The sequence below is a fragment of the Dietzia sp. oral taxon 368 genome (assembly GCF_002999155.1).
GTDB lineage: Bacteria > Actinomycetota > Actinomycetes > Mycobacteriales > Mycobacteriaceae > Dietzia > Dietzia cinnamea.
The window spans coordinates 2,120,001-2,137,851 of the sequence record NZ_CP027238.1; the positions used below are offsets into that span (position 1 = coordinate 2,120,001).

Here is a 17,851-nt window from a genome sequence, read left to right on the forward strand (position 1 = left end):
GGTGCAGCGTCGCATGTTTCACCTCGGAGGTAGAGCTACTGGATGGCCGATGGGCCCTACAAGGTTACTGACGTCAGCCAAACTCCGAATGCCGAGGTGTGAGAGTGCGGCAGTGAGACTGTGGGGGATAAGCTTCATAGTCGAGAGGGAAACAGCCCAGATCGCCGGCTAAGGCCCCTAAGCGTGTACTAAGTGGAAAAGGATGTGGGATCGCTGAGACAGCCAGGAGGTTGGCTTAGAAGCAGCCACCCTTGAAAGAGTGCGTAATAGCTCACTGGTCAAGTGGTCCTGCGCCGACAATGTAGCGGGGCTCAAGTACACCGCCGAAGCCGCGGCACTCACACGTTGAACCTCCTCCGGGCAGGTGTGTGGGTGGGTAGGGGAGCGTCGTGTGGCCATAGAAGCGCCGGAGTGATCCAGGTGTGGAGGCCACACGAGTGAGAATGCAGGCATGAGTAGCGAATGACGAGTGGGAAACTCGTCCGCCGGATGACCAAGGGTTCCTGGGTCAAGCTAATCTGCCCAGGGTGAGTCGGGACCTAAGGCGAGGCCGACAGGCGTAGTCGATGGACAACGGGTTGATATTCCCGTACCCGTGTATGCGCGCCCATGGTGAATCAGTGATACTAACCGCCCAGAACCACCTAGACGGTCTTCGGACCGCGTGGTGGGGATGCGCGGGACCTGATCTGGTAGTAGCCAAGCGATGGGGTGACGCAGGAAGGTAGCTGGGCCAGTCAGTGGTTGTACTGGTGTAAGAGTGTAGGCCGTGACAACAGGCAAATCCGTGTCACACATAAGGCTGAGACTTGATGCGTACCCGTTGTGGGGAATTCAGTGATCCTATGCTGCCGAGAAAAGCCTCTAGTGAGTTCATACACGGCCCGTACCCCAAACCAACACAGGTGGTCAGGTAGAGAATACCAAGGCGATCGAGAGAACTGTGGTTAAGGAACTCGGCAAAATGCCCCCGTAACTTCGGGAGAAGGGGGACCACGCCCGGTGACCGGACTTGCTCCGTGAGCTGGGGGTGGTCGCAGAGACCAGAGAGAAGCGACTGTTTACTAAAAACACAGGTCCGTGCGAAGACGTAAGTCGATGTATACGGACTGACGCCTGCCCGGTGCTGGAAGGTTAAGAGGACCGGTTAGCCGCAAGGCGAAGCTGAGAATTTAAGCCCCAGTAAACGGCGGTGGTAACTATAACCATCCTAAGGTAGCGAAATTCCTTGTCGGGTAAGTTCCGACCTGCACGAATGGCGTAACGACTTCTCTGCTGTCTCGACCACAGACTCGGCGAAATTGCATTACGAGTAAAGATGCTCGTTACGCGCGGCAGGACGAAAAGACCCCGGGACCTTTACTATAGCTTGGTATTGGCGTTCGATTCGGTTTGTGTAGGATAGGTGGGAGACTGTGAAGCATGCACGCCAGTGTGTGTGGAGTCGTTGTTGAAATACCACTCTGATCGTATTGGACGTCTAACCTCGGCCCATGATCTGGGTTAGGGACAGTGCCTGGTGGGTAGTTTAACTGGGGCGGTTGCCTCCCAAAGAGTAACGGAGGCGCCCAAAGGTTCCCTCAGCCTGGATGGCAATCAGGTGTTGAGTGCAAGTGCACAAGGGAGCTTGACTGTGAGACTGACACGTCGAGCAGGGACGAAAGTCGGGACTAGTGATCCGGCACCGGCAAGTGGAAGCGGTGTCGCTCAACGGATAAAAGGTACCCCGGGGATAACAGGCTGATCTTCCCCAAGAGTCCATATCGACGGGATGGTTTGGCACCTCGATGTCGGCTCGTCGCATCCTGGGGCTGGAGTAGGTCCCAAGGGTTGGGCTGTTCGCCCATTAAAGCGGCACGCGAGCTGGGTTTAGAACGTCGTGAGACAGTTCGGTCTCTATCCGCCGCGCGCGTAAGAAACTTGCGGAAGGCTGTCCCTAGTACGAGAGGACCGGGACGGACGAACCTCTGGTGTGCCAGTTGTTCCACCAGGAGCATCGCTGGTTAGCTACGTTCGGAAGGGATAACCGCTGAAAGCATCTAAGCGGGAAGCCTGTTCCAAGATGAGGTTTCTCACCACCTTCGCGTGGTTAAGGCCCCCCACAGACCATGGGGTTGATAGGCCGGAACTGGAAGCGCAGCAATGCGTGCAGGTGACCGGTACTAATCGGCCGAGGACTTACACACAAACACCTTTTTCAAAGATCGACCCGCGTCCACTGTGCAGTATCTGAAACAACACACCCGTGTCTCGACGACCAGTCACGAGACACGAGGACCTTGTTTCATAGAGTTACGGCGGCCATAGCGGCAGGGAAACGCCCGGTCCCATTCCGAACCCGGAAGCTAAGCCTGCCAGCGCCGATGGTACTGCACTCGCGAGGGTGTGGGAGAGTAGGACACCGCCGAACACAACTTCACAAAGCCGGAACCCCCGACCCCACCAGGGCCGGGGGTTCCCGCCATCTCACCCACCTGACGCCGCGCGCATCACCCGACGCGCCAACGCTGACTCCACGAGCCCCTCGAGGCTGACCAAGCGGCCATCGGCGTCCGTCAACGGCACCCGCCAATTGGGATACTCATCCGACGTACCCGGCATGTTCACCGGCCGACGATCACCCACGAGATCCGCCACAGACACCGCCACGAGCAACGACGGCGCGGCCGCGACGAAGCGGTGCAGACCCACCACCAGATCATCCAGGGAATCACCCGCGAGAAGATCCCGATCGCGGACCTCCTCTCGGAACGCCTCGATCTCGGCCGCGGCGGACCGACGCTCCTCCTTGACGTCACCGGTGAGCTGCCCGAGCTCCTCGCGAACATCCACGTGGACGAGATCGGCATAGCCGGCCGTCGGGGGGAGGTCATGCGTGGTCACCGACGCCATACACAGGCGGCGATACTCCTCCGGCGGAACCGGTGCGTCGTCACGCTTTTCGAACCACATCACCGACGTCCCCAGGACACCGAGTTCGGACAACGTCGCCCGCACCCCCGGTTCCACCGTCCCCAGGTCCTCACCCACGATCACGGCCCCCGCGCGGGACGCCTCCAGAGCGAGGACGCCGAGCATGGCCTCATGGTCGTACCGGACATACGTGCCCCCCGTGGGCGAGGAGCCCCGGGGAATCCACCACAACCGGAAGAGTCCGAGAATGTGGTCGATGCGCACGCCACCGGAATCCTGAAGCGCGGCGCGGACGATGTCCCTAAGCGGCGCGAACCCCTGCTCCGCCAGAGCATCCGGCCGGAGGGGCGGCTGCGACCAGTCCTGGCCCCTCTGGTTGTAGACGTCCGGCGGGGCACCCACCGAGACGCCGCGGGCCAACGCGCGGTTCAGTGACCACGCGTCGGCCCCGGTCGGATGTACGCCGACTGCCAGGTCGTGCAGGACGCCCAGCCGCATCCCGGCGTCTATCGCCTCCTGCTGCGCACGCGCCCGCTGCTGCGAGACATGCCACTGCAACCACTCGTGGAAACGCACCTCATCCGCGTGCTCAGAGGCATATAGGGCGGTGGCCTCCGAATCCGGATCCTGCAGCGCCTCCGGCCAATCAGTCCAGTCCAGCCCGTGCTCGCCGGCCATCGCGCACCAGGTGGCGAACCCCGTCAACCCCGGCTGCCCGGCCACGAACCGCTCGAACGACTCCGAGCGTCGGGCGGAGAGAGGAACGGCGAAGAGCAGACGCAACGCCTCGAGTTTCGCGGACCACGACGCGTCCCTGTCGATGGTGTCCTCGCCGTTGGCCTTCGCGGCGTCCCGTGCGAGCTCGTCCACCCGCTCGCGGTCGGTGTCGGGCAGCTCCGCGTACTCGGGGACGAGTTCCGGACGCAGATACAAGGGAGAGGCGAAGCGGCGGGTCGTCGGTAGATAGGGCGACGGGCCGACCGGCGGGTACGGTTCGCCCGCATGCATCGGATTGACCAACACGAAGTCCGCACCCGTTTCGCGGCCGGCCCAGGCGGACAGGGTCCCGAGGTCGGCGAGATCCCCGACGCCCCACGACGCTGCGGAACGCACCTGGTAGATCTGCGCGGCCAGGCCGACTGCCCGGTGTTCTCCTAGACTATGAGGGATCGGGATCGTCGGCGGGTACACCAGCAGGGTGCACTCGGACGACTCCGGTTCGCGATCCGGTACCTCCACGACGGCGGCGACGCGGTGCCACCCGGCCGGCAGTGCGTCCGGGACCCGGAGCGTCACCCGTTCGACCGTCACGCCGTCGATCTCGCGGGCCGCGCGTGGCTCATCGAGAGGGAGCAGCGTCACCGGGACATCGGTGCCCTCGAGCAGGACTGAGACCCTCACCTTCGCGCCGTGCGGGACATGAACCGGGCACTCCGTGGCGGTGCCCTGACGAGCCACCAGGGACGGGGGCAGAACACGCCGCCAGGGGCGCGCCCGAATGTCCTCGAGGGCCTCGTGATCCGAGACTCCGAGCTCGTCGTCGTCGCCGCCGGGCCTGACCGGAACGCCCATCGCGGCGAGCACCGCCCGCACCGTACGGGCGGAGACCTGTTGATGGACGCCGTGGGCGTCCTGGTAACTCGTGGCGACCCCGCACGCGTCGGCGAGCTCGGCCAGGACAGGGGAGACGATGTCATTCGCAGTCACGCGATCCACTGTGCCACCGGCCGCGCCGACGACGCGCCGGTCGACGGAAACGGACCACACTCCGCGACGTGGGACCGCACCACGTAACCTGACGGGACATGAACCTGTTCGCCCAGAGAAAGAGCGTGGCCCACCCATGACCGAGGCATTCATCTACGACGCCATCCGGACACCGCGAGGTAAGGGCAAGCCCAGTGGTGCCCTACACGGGGTCAAGCCGATCGACCTGGTGGTCGGCCTCATCGAGGAGACGCGGCGTCGGTTCCCCGAGCTCGACGAGAACCGCATCTCGGACATCATCCTCGGCATCGTCAGCCCGCTCGGCGACCAGGGCATGGACCTGCCGCGCATCGCGGCCCTCGCGGCCAAGATGCCCGACACGGTCGCCGGCGTGCAGATCAACCGATTCTGCGCCTCCGGCCTGACCTCCATCAACATGGCCGCGCAGAAGGTCCGCTCCGGGTGGGACGAGGTCGTCCTGGCCGGTGGCGTCGAATCCATGTCGCGCGTGCCGATGGGCAGCGACGGGGGCGCCTGGGCCATGGATCCGGCCACCAACTACGACACGTACTTCTCGCCGCAGGGCATCGGCGCCGACCTCATCGCGACCATCGAGGGCTTCAGCCGAGAGGACGTCGACCGCTACGCCGAGCGTTCGCAGCGCCTGGCCGCGCGGGCCTGGGAAGAGGGCCGGTTCGCCAAGTCGGTCGTCCCCGTCAAGGATATCAACGGCGTCACCATCCTCGACCACGACGAGCACATGCGTCCCGGCACCACCGTCGAGTCACTCGCAGGACTCAAGCCCTCGTTCGCCATGGTCGGCGACATGGGTGGCTTCGACGCGGTCGCGCTGCAGAAGTACCACTGGATCGAAGAGATCGACCACGTCCACCACGGCGGCAACTCGTCCGGCATCGTCGACGGCGCCGCCCTGGTCGTCGTGGGCTCGGAGAAGGCCGGGCAGGAGATGGGCATGACCCCCCGCGCCCGCGTCGTGGCCGCCGCCACCTCCGGCGCCGACACCACCATCATGCTCACCGGCCCCACCCCGGCCGCGAAGAAGGCGCTCGCCACCGCGGGGCTCACCCCCGACGACATCGACCTGTGGGAGCTCAACGAGGCCTTCGCCTCCGTCGTGCTGCGCTTCCAGAAGGACATGGACATCCCCGACGAGAAGCTCAACGTCAACGGCGGGGCGATCGCGATGGGGCACCCCCTCGGTGCGACCGGCGCGATGATCACCGGCACCGTGCTCGACGAGCTCGAGCGCACCGGCGGCAAGCGCGCCCTCATCACGCTCTGTGTGGGCGGCGGCATGGGTGTCGCCACCATCATCGAGCGCGTCTGACCCATCGACACCACAGGCATAGGAGTAGAGATCAAGTGAGCGAGAATATGTTCCGGTGGGAGCAGGACGGCGACGGCATCGTCATCCTCACCATGGACGACCCCGACCACGGCGCCAACACGATGAACGCCCGGTTCATCGAGGACTTCGCCGCCACAGTCGACCGCATCGTGGCCGAGAAGGACTCCATCAAGGGCGTCGTGCTGACGTCCGCCAAGAAGAGCTTCTTCGGCGGCGGCGACCTCAAGTCGATGATCAAAGCCGGCCCCGACCAGGCCGAAGAGCTCTACGAGCGGTCCATGGGGATCAAGGAGCGCATGCGCGCTCTCGAGACCTGCGGCGTGCCGGTCGTGGCCGCCATCAACGGCGCCGCCCTCGGCGGCGGCCTCGAACTCGCGCTCGCCACCCATCACCGCGTCATGGCCGACGCTCGCGGCGCCAAGGTCGGCCTGCCCGAGGTCACCCTCGGACTGCTGCCCGGCGGCGGCGGCATCGTCCGCACCGTCCGAATGTTCGGCCTGGCCCAGGCCGTGCCCAACGTCCTCATGTCCGGCCGCTCGTTCGCGCCCGACAAGGCGCTCAAGGCCGGCCTGGTCGACGAGGTCGTGGCGCCGGAGAAGCTCATCGACGCAGCCACGGCGTGGCTGAAGACCGAACCCGAGGCCACCCAGCCGTGGGACCGCAAGGGCTGGACGCTGCCCGGCGGCACCGTCGACGACCCGGAGCTGTCCGGCGTCCTGCCGTCCTTCCCGGCCAACATGCGCAAGCAGACCAAGGGCGCGCCCTCCCCGGCGCCCCGCGCGATCATGGCCGCCGCCGTCGAGGGCTCCCAGGTCGACTTCGCGACCGCCGAGAAGATCGAGGCCCGCTACTTCGTCTCGCTGGTCACCGGTCCCATCGCGAAGAACATGATCCAGGCGTTCTTCTTCGACATGCAGCACTGCGCCTCCGGCGGAGCCCGCCCGAAGGCGGCCGACGGCTCCGAGATCCCCAGGACCGAGTTCACGAAGGTCGGCGTCCTGGGCGCGGGCATGATGGGCGCGGGCATCGCGTACGTCTGCGCCAAGGCCGGAATGGAGGTCGTGCTCAAGGACGTCGAGCTGGCCGGAGCCGAGAAGGGCAAGGCCTACTCGGAGAAGATCGAAGCCAAGGCGCTCGAGCGCGGACGCACCACCAAGGAGAAGTCCGACGCCCTCCTGGCCCGCATCACGCCGACAGCGGACCCACAGGACCTGGCCGGCTGCGACACGGTGATCGAGGCCGTGTTCGAGTCGCCCGAGCTCAAGAAGAAGGTCTTCCAGGAGATCGAGGGCATCGTGGCCCCCGACGCCCTGCTCGGGTCCAACACCTCGACCCTGCCGATCACCGACCTGGCCACGGGCGTCCAGCGCCCCGAGGACTTCATCGGCATCCACTTCTTCTCGCCCGTCGACAAGATGCAGCTGGTCGAGATCATCAAGGGGGACAAGACCACCCCGGAGACCCTGGCCAAGGCCATCGACCTGACCCTGGCGATCCGCAAGGTACCGATCGTCGTCAACGACTCGCGTGGTTTCTACACCTCGCGCGTCATCGGCACCTTCGTCAACGAGGCGATCGGCATGCTCGACGAGGGCATCGAGCCCGCCACCATCGAGCAGGCCGGCCGGATCGCCGGCTACCCGGCCGCGCCGCTGCAGCTGTCCGACGAGCTGAACCTCAACCTCATGGTCAAGATCCGTCAGGCCACCCGCGAGGCTGAGGAGGCGGCGGGCAAGGAGTACGTGCCCAATTCCTCCGACCGCGTCGTCCTGAAGATGGTCGAGGAGATCAAGCGGTCCGGGCGCGCCGCCGGCGCGGGGTTCTACGAGTACGCCGACGGCAAGCGCGGCGGACTCTGGCCGGGCTTGCGGGAGGCGTTCAACACCTCTCCCGATAACGCCCCGCCGCTGCAGGACCTGATCGACCGCATGATCTTCGCCGAGGTGCTCGAGACGCAGAAGTGCGTTGACGAGGGCGTGATCGTGGACGACGCCGACGCCAACATCGGTTCGATCATCGGCATCGGGTTCCCGGCGTGGACCGGCGGCACCCGCCAGTACGCCAAGAACTACTCGGAGCCGGGCGCCAAGGAGGCCTCGGGCTACAAGGGTTTCGTCGCTCGCGCGGAGGAGCTGGCCGCGAAGTACGGCGAGCGCTTCGCCCCGACCGAGTCGCTCAAGAAGCTGGCGGCCGAGCAGGCCTGACGCCCGCGACCCGCGTCCCGTCCGCCCACGCCCCGGCGGCCCGCGCCCCCATCTGTTGTCCCGGACAACGGATGGGGGCGTTCGGGTATGAGCACAGTGCGCGGGGATTCGTGAAAGGAGAATACTCCGATAAGTTCGTCCGAATAGACCCTGGCCCGTCACGTCGATGTCGACCGGCGACCCTACCGTTCGCCGGGCGTACGAGCAGGTCGTACGCAACCCGACGAGGAGAGACGATGCCGTCAGTGCAGACACCGCATCCGCACCGACACCGACGTCGCGCCACAGGCCTGGCGCTCGTCGCCACGATCATCGTGAGCGCAGCACCCGCACACGCACTGCCCACCGGTTTCCTGGGTAGCGGCTCCGTCGACCAGGGTGGCTCGCTCGGCGCCGACGAGGGTGGGTCGCTCGGCGCCGCGCCCGGTAGCTCCGCGCCCGGAACCGACGAGGGCCTCTACACGGGATCCGTCGAGGTGGTCGAGGGCGCCGCCGCGGACCCGTCCGTCCTGACCGGGCGCGTGTTCGACGACGCCAACCGCAACTCGGTGTACGACGACGGGGAAGTCGGCGTACCCGATGTGCGGGTCTCCAACGGTCGAGACGTCGTCACCACCGACGACGAGGGCCGTTACGAGCTGCCGGCCTCCGACAACTTCACCGCGTTCGTCACCCAGTCCGCCGGCTGGCAGGTGCCGGTCGACGAGCAGAACTTCGCCCAGTTCAGCTACAACCACCTGCCCGAGAGCTCGCAGGAGCTGCGCTTCGGCGGGCTGGAGCCCACCGGCGATCTACCCGCGGCGGTGAACTTCCCGCTCGCGAAGTCGACCGCGACCGCCGATCCGCGGCAGTCCTGCCCCATCGCCTCCGACACCCAGACCTACGACATGGAGGAGGTCGGGTACGCGAGCCGCGGCGTGCCCGCCGACCTCGCTGCCCGTGACGACTACGCGGGCTGCGGCATCCTGCCTCCTGGGCGACAACGTCGGCGACGACCTGAGCCTGAACCAGCCCGTCAAGGACCTCTACGCCGACGCGAACGGTCCCGTGCGTGCCATCCCCGGTAACCACGACATGGACTTCGACGCGGCCGACGCCACCCACTCCGTCGACACCTATCGCCGCGACTTCGGCGCGCCGTACTACTCCTACGAAGTGGGCGACACCCACTTCGTGGGTCTGTTCAACATCGTCTACAACGGTCAGAAGGCCGACGGGTCCAACGGCGGCTACGCCGAGGCCCTCACGCAGGAGCAGCTCGACTGGCTGCGTAACGACCTGCAGCACGTGGAGCGTGAAAAGAACATCGTCGTGGCCGCGCACGCGCCGATCGTGGACTACCGCGGCGTCACGACCGACAACGCGAGTGCGCTGTACGAGATCCTGGCCGATTATCCCAACGCGGTGACGGTGGGCGGTCACACCCACACGCTGGAGCATCTGTTGGCGGGTGACTCCAGGCAGGAGTGGATCGATGCCGGGATCCCCGAGTTGACCCACGACCAGCTCGTGGCCGGCGCGGTCTCCGGCTCGTGGTACTCCGGCGAGCTCAACGAGAACGGCGTGCCCCACGCCTACACCTCTGACGCCGCCGAGCCCGGTGTCTTGACCATCGAGTTCGACGGACACGAGCGCTCCGAGTACTACACCGTGCGTAACGAGTCGACCGACCGTCAGTTCCTGACAGGGATCAACAGCCCCGCGTGGCGGGAGTGGGCCGAGGCCTACCAGCAGTGGAAGGACGACGGGGAGCAGGGTGAGGCTCCGGCTCCCGTGGCGACCGACTCCGTCAGCACCGCGGACGTGAGCACGGGCGCGGCGTGGCTGGCGGCCAGCTTCTTCGGCGGATCCACGGACGCCAGCGTCCGGGTGTCCGTCGACGGGGGCGAGCCCGTCGCCGCCGAGCACACCCAGCCGGCGGCCGGCGAGGCCCTCAACGTGGGCTGGGAGTACACCGAGACCGTCTCGGGGACCCACAACCTCATCGCCGACGCCGCACTGGGCCGGTCGAGCTCGCACCTGTGGCGGATCGCGCTGCCCTCCGATCTCGAGCCGGGCGAGCACACCGCCCGGGTCTCGGCGACGGACCGGTACGGACGTGAGCACAGGACGTCGTTCGCCTTCACGGTGACGGGCTGAACGTTCGGTGGAGTTCTCCTCTGGCGGCGAGGCCACGGCCCCGCCGCCGAGGGGTGCGGATCCGCTGACACCGCGCCTGGGCGGACCTCAGCCGCGCTCGGACGCGATCCGCCCCATCCGTGAGAATGCCTCGGAGAGAAGTTCGTCGGAGCAGGCGAAGTTCACGCGGGCGAAGCCCTTGCCCTGAGGTCCGAACGCCGGGCCCGGGCTCAGCGCGACCCGACCCTCGTCCAGGAACGCGGCGGCAGGGTCGTCGCCGAGGCCCGGGTACCCGCGCAGATCGATCCACGCGACGAACCCCGCGTCAGGCCGCCGCCACCGCGCGCGGGGCAGATGCTCGGCCAGCAACCGCTCCATGAGGTCGAGATTCGACGCGAGGGCGGCCCGCATGTGGTCGAGCCAGTCGAGTGACTCGGTGAGCGCGGCCTCGGCGGCGAGGGCGCCGAAGTGCCCCACCGCGCCGGACAGCGCCGAACGGGGAACCGCGAACTTCTCCGGATTGCCGTTGACCACGAACGCGCACTTCAACCCGGCGAGGTTGAACGCCTTGGACGCCGATGAGATCGCCAGCCCCACCTCGCGCGCGGTCTGCGAGACCGCCAGGAACGAGACGAAGTCCACGCCGGGCATGGCCAGGGGCGCCCAGATCTCGTCCGAGACCACCACCGCGTCGTGCCGGGCGGCGATCCGGGCTAGCTCGGCCAACTCCGCACGCGAGTGGAGGACGCCCGTGGGATTGTGCGGGTGACTGAGCAGAACGGCCCGGGCTCCACCCGCCAACGCCTGCTCGATTCCCGCCAGATCCAGTTGCGGGTCCTCGCCGTCGTGACCGATCAACGGCACCGCGACCGGTGACATCCCCACGCGCCGAATCCACGGCCCGAACGGCATGTACACCGGCGGCGTGTACACGACACCGCTCCCGGCCGGCAGGATGCGCGCCAGCGACTCGCGAACGCCGACCCCCACATCGTTGACCGGGATCACGGCGTCCTCCGGCACGTCGTACCCGAAACGCGAGTAGTACCGGGCGCACACCCCGGCCAGCCGCTCGATCTCCGTGAAGTACCCGGTGTCCCCGTCGGCGACGGCGGCCGCGAGTCGATCCCGGATCGCGGGGGCCAGCAGGACGTCGGTCTCGGCGACGAACAGCGGCAGCACGTCCTCCGGGTACGCCTGCCACTTCTGGCTGCGGCGCCTGCGCAGGACGGACTCGGGGACATCCAGAGGGAACGGCACGTGGGGCATCCTTCTCATCCGGGGGCACGCGGAACCACCAGGCTACTCAGCCGTCGCGGCCGCGATCGTCAGCTCCCGGGAAGGATCCCCGGCGCCACCCATACGTCGGCATCCGGGGACTGCCTGCCGAGCGGCATCATCGTGGAGTAGGCGGTCCCGGATCCGGTGGGGATGACGATGCCGCCGGAGGTGTAGTCCCAGCCCATCTCGTAGGCGACGCGGTAGCCGGCCTGATAGGCGGCCCCGGCCCAGGGGTCCGACGAGCCGTGCCACATGTCGGTGAGGAGGGAGAACCGGCGAAGTTCGGCGACGGATCCATCCGGGGCCACCTGCCAACACCGCACACCCGCCAGGTTCCAGTAACCGTCGCACCAGGTGGGGGAGTCCGCCGGGGCCCGCGAGACCACACGTATGACATTCGGTCCCGGCTCCCAGAACCCCGGCTGGTCCGGGCCGGTCGTGGACTGGGTGTCAACGTACCGCGCGTCGGCCGGGATCGGCGCGGGCGGCGGAAAGGGCGCCCGCCATGTGTCCAGGGGATGGGCCCCGGTCTGCTGCGCCGAGGCTGCGGGCACCAGACCCGTCATGAGGGCGAGCGCGGCGGTCATCACCGCGATGAGGCGGGCGGTGACGCGGAATGTGACGCGGCAGGACATGCGCACAGTCCATCACGGCCGAGGCGCCCTCACAGGTCGAACGCCTGCACGTGAGTACACCGTGACGGGACCGTCACCGCGAATAGCACAGGGGAAACAGCCCGTTCCTACGGTTGCCGTCACGGGGCTCCGAACGAGGGAGCCCACCGGCGGGGAGGGGCCACGCACATGACGCGCTCACGCACGATCGAGAACTGGGATCCGGAGGACCGGCACCAGTGGGAGTCCGGCGGTCGCCGCATCGCCGTGCGCAACCTGTACTGGTCGGTGTTCGCCGAGCACGTGGGGTTCTCGGTGTGGACCCTCTTCGCGGTGATGGTGCTGTTCATGCCGGAGGACGTCTATGGACTCGACGCCCCGGACAAGTTCCTCGTCTCCGCGGTCGTGACCCTCACCGGCGCGTTCCTGCGCATCCCCTACACGCTGGCCACGGCCACGTTCGGCGGTCGCAACTGGACGATGTTCTCCGCGTTCGTCCTGCTCATCCCGGCGGGCGCGATGCTATGGATCATGGCCAACCCGGGCCAGCCGCTGTGGCTGTACCTGGTGGTAGGCGCGCTCGCCGGCCTGGGCGGGGCCAACTTCGCCTCCTCCATGACCAACATCAACGCCTTCTTCCCGCAGCGGATGAAGGGCTGGGCCCTGGGCCTCAACGCGGGCGGCGGCAACCTCGGTGTGGCCACCATTCAGGTGGTGGGCCTGGTCGTGATCGCGCTGGCCGGTAACCGCTCGCCGCACTGGGTGATCGCGGTGTACCTGGTGCTGCTGGTGATCGCCGGCATCGGTGCGGCGCTGAAGATGGACAACCTCGCTCACCAGACCGTCGACGTGGCCAGCATGAAGGATGTGGTCCGCGACAAGGACGGCTGGGTGCTGTCCCTGCTCTACATCGGTACCTTCGGCTCGTTCATCGGCTTCAGCTTCGCCTTTGGCCAGATGCTCACCATGACCTTCACCGGCAACGGACAGTCGCCGGGTGAGGCCGCGCTCCACGCCGCGCAGATCACCTTCCTCGGCCCGCTGCTCGGTTCGCTGACCCGCATGCTCGGTGGCCGCCTGGCCGACCGGTTCGGCGGTGCGCGGGTGACGCTGGTGACGTTCCTCGGCATGGCCCTCACCACGGTGGCGCTTATCGTCACCTCGAGCATGCAGGCCTCGAACGGCGGCAGGCTCTCCGGCGGCGCGCTCGTCCTGTTCTTCGCCGCCTTCCTCACCCTGTTCGCGCTCACGGGGATGGGCAACGCGTCGGTCTACAAGATGATCCCCACCGTCTACGAGGCCCGCAGCAGGGGCCTGGACCTGCCGGAGGCGGCGCGGGCGGCGTGGTCGCGGGCCCACTCGGGGGCGTTGATCGGAGTGGCCGGCGCCGTCGGGGCCTTCGGCGGCTTCCTCATCAACATGACCCTGCGCAGCTCATACCAGTCATCGGGATCGGCGACGGCGGCGTTCGTGGTGTTCACCGTCTTCTACGTGGTGGCGGCCGTGATCACCCGGGCCGTGTACCTGCGCCGCCCGGCCGCCGCGCCCGCGCCGGTGGCCACCGGGACGTCGCCTGTCGGGGCGGCCGGGTCGTCGCGGGTTGGCACGGCCGGCGCCGCGCCGGGTGGGGCTGAGCCGGTGCCCGCCGCGCGCTGATCGCCGCGCCTGTGTCCCCGCCCCCGCCGGGGCGCGGCGAGTGGTCACAAGTGCCGGTCTGCGCGTGTGCCGACCTGGGACGACGTGGTCGGGTTCGACCACTCGCCGGCAGGCCGCGGGGGCGGGGCGACGAGAAACGACGAGGACGACGACGAGGAGAACACCATGACGAGCGTCGACACCGCCCGGGTGACGCCGGACCGGCCCCGGGTGCAGGATGCCGAGGGGCCCGGTCACACGCACTGCCCGTACTGCGCGCTGCAGTGCGCGATGAGCGTCACGCCCACCGCGGGCAGGGCCGCCGAGGTGACGCCCGAGTGGTTCCCCACCAACCGGGGCGGACTGTGCCGCAAAGGCTGGACCGCCGGCGAGCTCCTCGACCACCCGGACCGGCTCACCACGCCGCTCATCCGTCGCGACGGCCGCCTCGAGCCCTGCGACTGGGACACCGCACTGGACCGGGTCGTCGACGGCATCCGACGCGCGCAGGCCGCAGGCGGGCCGGACGGCGTAGCGGTTTTCGGTGGCGGCGGACTCACCAACGAGAAGGCCTACCAGTTGGGCAAGTTCACCAGACTCGCGCTGGGCAGCAGGCTCATCGACTACAACGGCCGCTGGTGCATGTCCTCGGCCGCCGCGGCCGCCAACCGCAGCTTCGGCCTCGACCGCGGCCTGCCGTTCCCCGTCACCGACCTCTCGGGCGCCCGGGCCGTCCTGCTCATCGGCGCCAACCCCGCCGACACCATGCCCCCGTTCCTCCAGCACCTCGACACCGCGGCCGCGGCGGGCGGGCTCATCGTGGCCGACCCCCGGCTCAGCGCGACCGCGCGGCACGCCCTCGACGGGGGCGGTGTGCACCTGCGCCTGCGCCCCGGCACGGACGCGGCCCTCGCGCTGGGGCTGCTGCACCTCGTCGTCGTCACCGGGGCCGCCGACACGCGGTATCTCGCCGCCCGCACCACCGGATTCGAGGACGCGTGGGCGCACGCCGCCGCATGGCTGCCGGAGCGCACCGAGCGCGTCACGGGGGTCTCCGTCGCCCTCCTCGAGCGGGCGGTGCGGCTCCTCGCCGACGCCCGCGACGCCGGAGCCGGCAGCTACATCCTCACCGCCCGGGGCGCCGAACAGCACGCCGACGGCACCTCCGTAGTGGGAGCGGTGATCGCGCTGGCACTCGCGTTGGGCCTGCCCGGTCGGCCCGGCACCGGCTACGGCACGCTCACCGGGCAGGGCAACGGGCAGGGCGGCCGGGAACACGGCCAGAAGGCCGACCAACTCCCCGGGTACAGGATGATCACCGACCCCGACGCCCGCGCCCATGTCGCCGCCGTGTGGGGCGTGGACCCTGAACAGATCCCCGGCCCCGGGGTGTCGGCGTTCGAACTGCTCGACTCGCTCGGACAACCCGGCGGACCCACCGCCATGCTCCTGCACGCCTCCAATCCGGTGGTCTCCGCGCCGGACGCCGACCGCGTCGCCGAGCGGCTACGCGCACTGGACACGCTGGTCGTGGCCGATTTCGTCCTGTCGGAGACCGCGGCGCTGGCGGACGTCGTCCTGCCCGTGTCGCAGTGGGCCGAGGAGGAGGGCACGCTCACCAATCTCGAGGGTCGCGTCCTGCGGCGCCGCCGGTCGATCACCCCGCCGGACGGCGCGCGCGACGAATTGTGGATCTGGCACGAGCTCGCCCGCCGCCTGGACCGCGGGCCCGAAAATTTCCCGACCGACCCACGCGTGGTGTTCGACGAACTCGCCCGCGCCTCGGCCGGCGGCAAGGCCGACTACTCGGCCATCGACTGGGACCGCCTCGACGCGGGGGAGGTGCTGCACTGGCCGTGCGGCTCCGACTCCCCGGACGGCACCCCGCGGCTGTTCCTGGACGGCTTCGCCACCGCCGACGGCCGGGCCCGCTTCGTGGTCGACGCCCCGCGGACGCCGGCAGAGCCGACCGACGCCGCGTTCCCGCTGCTCGCGACCACCGGGCGGCTGCTCGCGCACTACCAGTCCGGCGCCCAGACCCGCCGGGTGGGCGAGCTCGCCGCGGCCGAGCCGCGGATGTGGGTACAGGTCCACCCCGTCGTCGCCCGCGCGGTCGGGCTGGCCGACGGCGACGCCGCGCGCGTGGTCTCCCGGCGCGGCGCGGTCGAGGCCGAGGTCCGCTGCGACGAGGACATGCGCTCCGACACCCTCTTCCTGCCGTTCCACTTCGCCGGCAGCGGGCGGGCCAACCTGCTCACCCTGCCCGAGCTCGACCCGCACAGCCGGATGCCCGAGTTCAAGGTGTGCGCGGTGCGGCTGGAGGCGGCGTGAGCGCGGAGGTGGGGCCGGGACGCACGGTGCCGGGCACGCCGCCCGGTCCGACGGGGCCGCAGGTGCGGCGCCACGTGGTGATCGTCGGCGCGGGGATGGCCGCCGCGCGCCTCGCCGAGGAACTGCGCGCGGGCGAGCCCGACCCGACGCGCCTGTCGATCACCGTGCTCGGCGCCGAGGCGGAGGAGCCGTACAACCGCATCATGCTCTCCCACGCCGCCGCGGCGTCCGGGGCTGCCGGGGCGTCCGGGGCTGCCGCGGCGTCCGCGGCGTCCGGGGCTGCCGGGGCGTCCGGGGCTGCCGGGGCGTCCGGGGCTGCCGGTGGCGCGACCCCGGTCGCGCGGCTCAAGCCCGCCGGGTGGTGGGAACGCCACCACATCGCCCTGCACACCTCCACACATGTCACGGCGATCGACCGCGTCACGTGCGAGGTCGAGCTCGCGGGCGGTGCGAGGACCGGCTACGACCACCTCGTCCTGGCCACCGGCGCCGCGCCCCGCATCCCGCCCGTCGACGGCATCCGCTCATCGGACGGCGGTCTCGCGCCCGGTGTGTTCACTCTCCGGGACGCCGCGGGTCAGAGAAAGCTGACTGCCCATCTCGCCGCCCACCCGGGGCCCGTCGCGATCGTCGGTGCGGGCTTCATCGGCCTCGAGGTCGCCTGCGCACTGGCCGCGGCCGGGCACGACGTCGTCGTCGTCCACCCCCGCGCCTGGCCCATGAACGGCTGCCTCGACGCCGGCGCCGGCGCCGTCCTGGTCCGTGCCCTCGCCGCGCTCGGCGTGCGGACGGTGACCGGCGCGCGCGCCACGAGCTGGGACGGGTCGACGTTACGACTCGACGACGGCGAGGTGCACTGCCGCACCGTCGTCCTCACCGCCGGGTCCGCGCCCCGGACGGACCTCGCGCGCGACGCCGGCCTGGAGGTGGGCCACGGCGTGGTCGTCGACGACGAGCTCGCGACCAGCGATCCCGCCATCAGCGCAATCGGCGACTGCGCCCAGCACCGGGGCGTCGTCAGCGGCCTGGTGGCCCCGGCGTGGGACCAGGCCGTCGTGCTGGCCGCGCGGCTCGCCGGCACCGATCCGCACGCCCGGTACGTCGGCGGTACGCAGGTCACCAGACTCAAGGCGCACGGGCTCGACGTGGTCGCGCTGGGCGAGCTCGCGGAGGACGTGTACGGCTCGGCGGGCGGCGACGACGAGCCCACCGAGGTCACGACGCTGAGCGAACCCGCGCGCGGCCGCTACGCCCGCGTCGACGTGGTGGCCGGCCGCGTGGTGGGAGCCGCACTGATCGGCCACCCGGAACCGGTCGGCACTCTCACACAGTTGTACGAGAACGCCCTACCCGTGCCGGACGACGTCGTGTCGGTGATCCTGGGGCGCGCGGAGGCGGTGGCCGCGCAGACGCCGTCCACCATGCCCGCCGCCGCGGTGGTGTGCCGGTGCAACGGCGTCAGCAAGGGCGACCTCGTCGCGGCATGGACCGACGGCGCCCGTGACCGCGACGCGCTGGCCGAGAGCACCCGCGCCGGGACGGGCTGCGGCGGGTGTTCGGCCGCGGTCGAGGGGATCTGCGGATGGCTCGCGGCGGCCGGGTAGGGCGCGGCGGAAGACGTGAGGAACAGAGGAGAAGCGGGCAGTGGAGGAGACGAGGATGAGCGGAGCGACCGGCGG

Annotated in this window: 10 protein-coding genes and 2 rRNA genes (1 of these 12 running past the window's edge); 9 read left to right on the plus strand and 3 right to left on the minus strand. The window is 69.1% G+C overall.

The window, feature by feature from the left end; genetic code table 11:
• Both C3V38_RS09935 and rrf read left to right on the plus strand, forming a co-directional pair.
• Positions 1 to 2,186, plus strand: a 23S ribosomal RNA gene (locus C3V38_RS09935); it begins 914 nt to the left of the window's first position.
• Positions 2,187 to 2,293: 107 nt separating this feature from the next.
• Positions 2,294 to 2,410, plus strand: a 5S ribosomal RNA gene (rrf, locus tag C3V38_RS09940).
• A gap of 56 nt (positions 2,411 to 2,466) precedes the next feature.
• Here rrf and malQ read toward each other — a convergent pair.
• Positions 2,467 to 4,620 (minus strand): 4-alpha-glucanotransferase, encoded by a 2,154-nt coding sequence (malQ, locus tag C3V38_RS09945; protein WP_254425949.1) that lies wholly within the window; start codon positions 4,618 to 4,620, stop codon positions 2,467 to 2,469.
• Positions 4,621 to 4,756: 136 nt separating this feature from the next.
• Here malQ and C3V38_RS09950 point away from each other — a divergent pair, with 136 nt between their 5' ends.
• The 4 genes from C3V38_RS09950 to C3V38_RS18095 all read left to right on the plus strand — a co-directional run bounded on the left by C3V38_RS09950 (position 4,757) and on the right by C3V38_RS18095 (position 10,332).
• Complete coding sequence (locus C3V38_RS09950; RefSeq protein WP_061916736.1) at positions 4,757 to 5,968, plus strand: acetyl-CoA C-acetyltransferase; 1,212 nt, start codon at positions 4,757 to 4,759, stop codon at positions 5,966 to 5,968.
• Between the two features lie 47 nt (positions 5,969 to 6,015).
• The gene (locus C3V38_RS09955; protein ID WP_106385706.1) at positions 6,016 to 8,193 is read left to right on the plus strand and encodes a 3-hydroxyacyl-CoA dehydrogenase NAD-binding domain-containing protein; all 2,178 of its coding nucleotides are present in this window, start codon (positions 6,016 to 6,018) and stop codon (positions 8,191 to 8,193) included.
• 236 nt (positions 8,194 to 8,429) lie between these two features.
• On the plus strand, positions 8,430 to 9,260 hold the full coding sequence (locus tag C3V38_RS18090; protein ID WP_254425950.1) for a metallophosphoesterase N-terminal domain-containing protein: 831 nt from the start codon (positions 8,430 to 8,432) through the stop codon (positions 9,258 to 9,260).
• Positions 9,196 to 10,332: a calcineurin-like phosphoesterase C-terminal domain-containing protein gene (locus C3V38_RS18095; protein WP_254426155.1), complete on the plus strand. Its 1,137-nt coding sequence runs from the start codon at positions 9,196 to 9,198 to the stop codon at positions 10,330 to 10,332. Before C3V38_RS18090 ends, C3V38_RS18095 begins: the two co-directional genes overlap by 65 nt.
• Before the next feature lie 87 nt (positions 10,333 to 10,419).
• Here the strand turns inward: C3V38_RS18095 and C3V38_RS09965 are convergent, their stop codons facing one another.
• Complete coding sequence (locus C3V38_RS09965) at positions 10,420 to 11,571, minus strand: MalY/PatB family protein (RefSeq protein ID WP_061229333.1); 1,152 nt, start codon at positions 11,569 to 11,571, stop codon at positions 10,420 to 10,422.
• Positions 11,572 to 11,639: 68 nt separating this feature from the next.
• Positions 11,640 to 12,227 (minus strand): hypothetical protein, encoded by a 588-nt coding sequence (locus C3V38_RS09970; protein ID WP_106385707.1) that lies wholly within the window; start codon positions 12,225 to 12,227, stop codon positions 11,640 to 11,642.
• Between the two features lie 168 nt (positions 12,228 to 12,395).
• On the opposite strand from C3V38_RS09970, the gene C3V38_RS09975 reads away from it, so the two are divergent.
• The 3 genes from C3V38_RS09975 to C3V38_RS09985 all read left to right on the plus strand — a co-directional run bounded on the left by C3V38_RS09975 (position 12,396) and on the right by C3V38_RS09985 (position 17,776).
• Positions 12,396 to 13,862, plus strand: a complete 1,467-nt coding sequence (locus tag C3V38_RS09975; protein WP_083961817.1) for a NarK/NasA family nitrate transporter — start codon at positions 12,396 to 12,398, stop codon at positions 13,860 to 13,862.
• A gap of 66 nt (positions 13,863 to 13,928) precedes the next feature.
• Positions 13,929 to 16,172 (plus strand): molybdopterin oxidoreductase family protein, encoded by a 2,244-nt coding sequence (locus C3V38_RS09980; protein WP_371412116.1) that lies wholly within the window; start codon positions 13,929 to 13,931, stop codon positions 16,170 to 16,172.
• Complete coding sequence (locus tag C3V38_RS09985) at positions 16,169 to 17,776, plus strand: FAD-dependent oxidoreductase (RefSeq protein WP_254425951.1); 1,608 nt, start codon at positions 16,169 to 16,171, stop codon at positions 17,774 to 17,776. The genes C3V38_RS09980 and C3V38_RS09985 overlap by 4 nt, the downstream gene beginning before the upstream one ends.
• Positions 17,777 to 17,851: the final 75 nt, after the last annotated feature.

What these genes read in the sequence shown, in the direction of transcription:
- C3V38_RS18090 (WP_254425950.1), top strand. Translation starts at nt 8,430, where the DNA reads ATGCCGTCAGTGCAGACACCGCATCCGCACCGACACCGACGTCGCGCC.
- C3V38_RS09950 (WP_061916736.1), top strand. Translation starts at nt 4,757, where the DNA reads ATGACCGAGGCATTCATCTACGACGCCATCCGGACACCGCGAGGTAAG.
- C3V38_RS09975 (WP_083961817.1), top strand. Translation starts at nt 12,396, where the DNA reads ATGACGCGCTCACGCACGATCGAGAACTGGGATCCGGAGGACCGGCAC.
- C3V38_RS09955 (WP_106385706.1), top strand. Translation starts at nt 6,016, where the DNA reads ATGTTCCGGTGGGAGCAGGACGGCGACGGCATCGTCATCCTCACCATG.
- C3V38_RS09970 (WP_106385707.1), bottom strand. Translation starts at nt 12,227, where the DNA reads ATGTCCTGCCGCGTCACATTCCGCGTCACCGCCCGCCTCATCGCGGTG.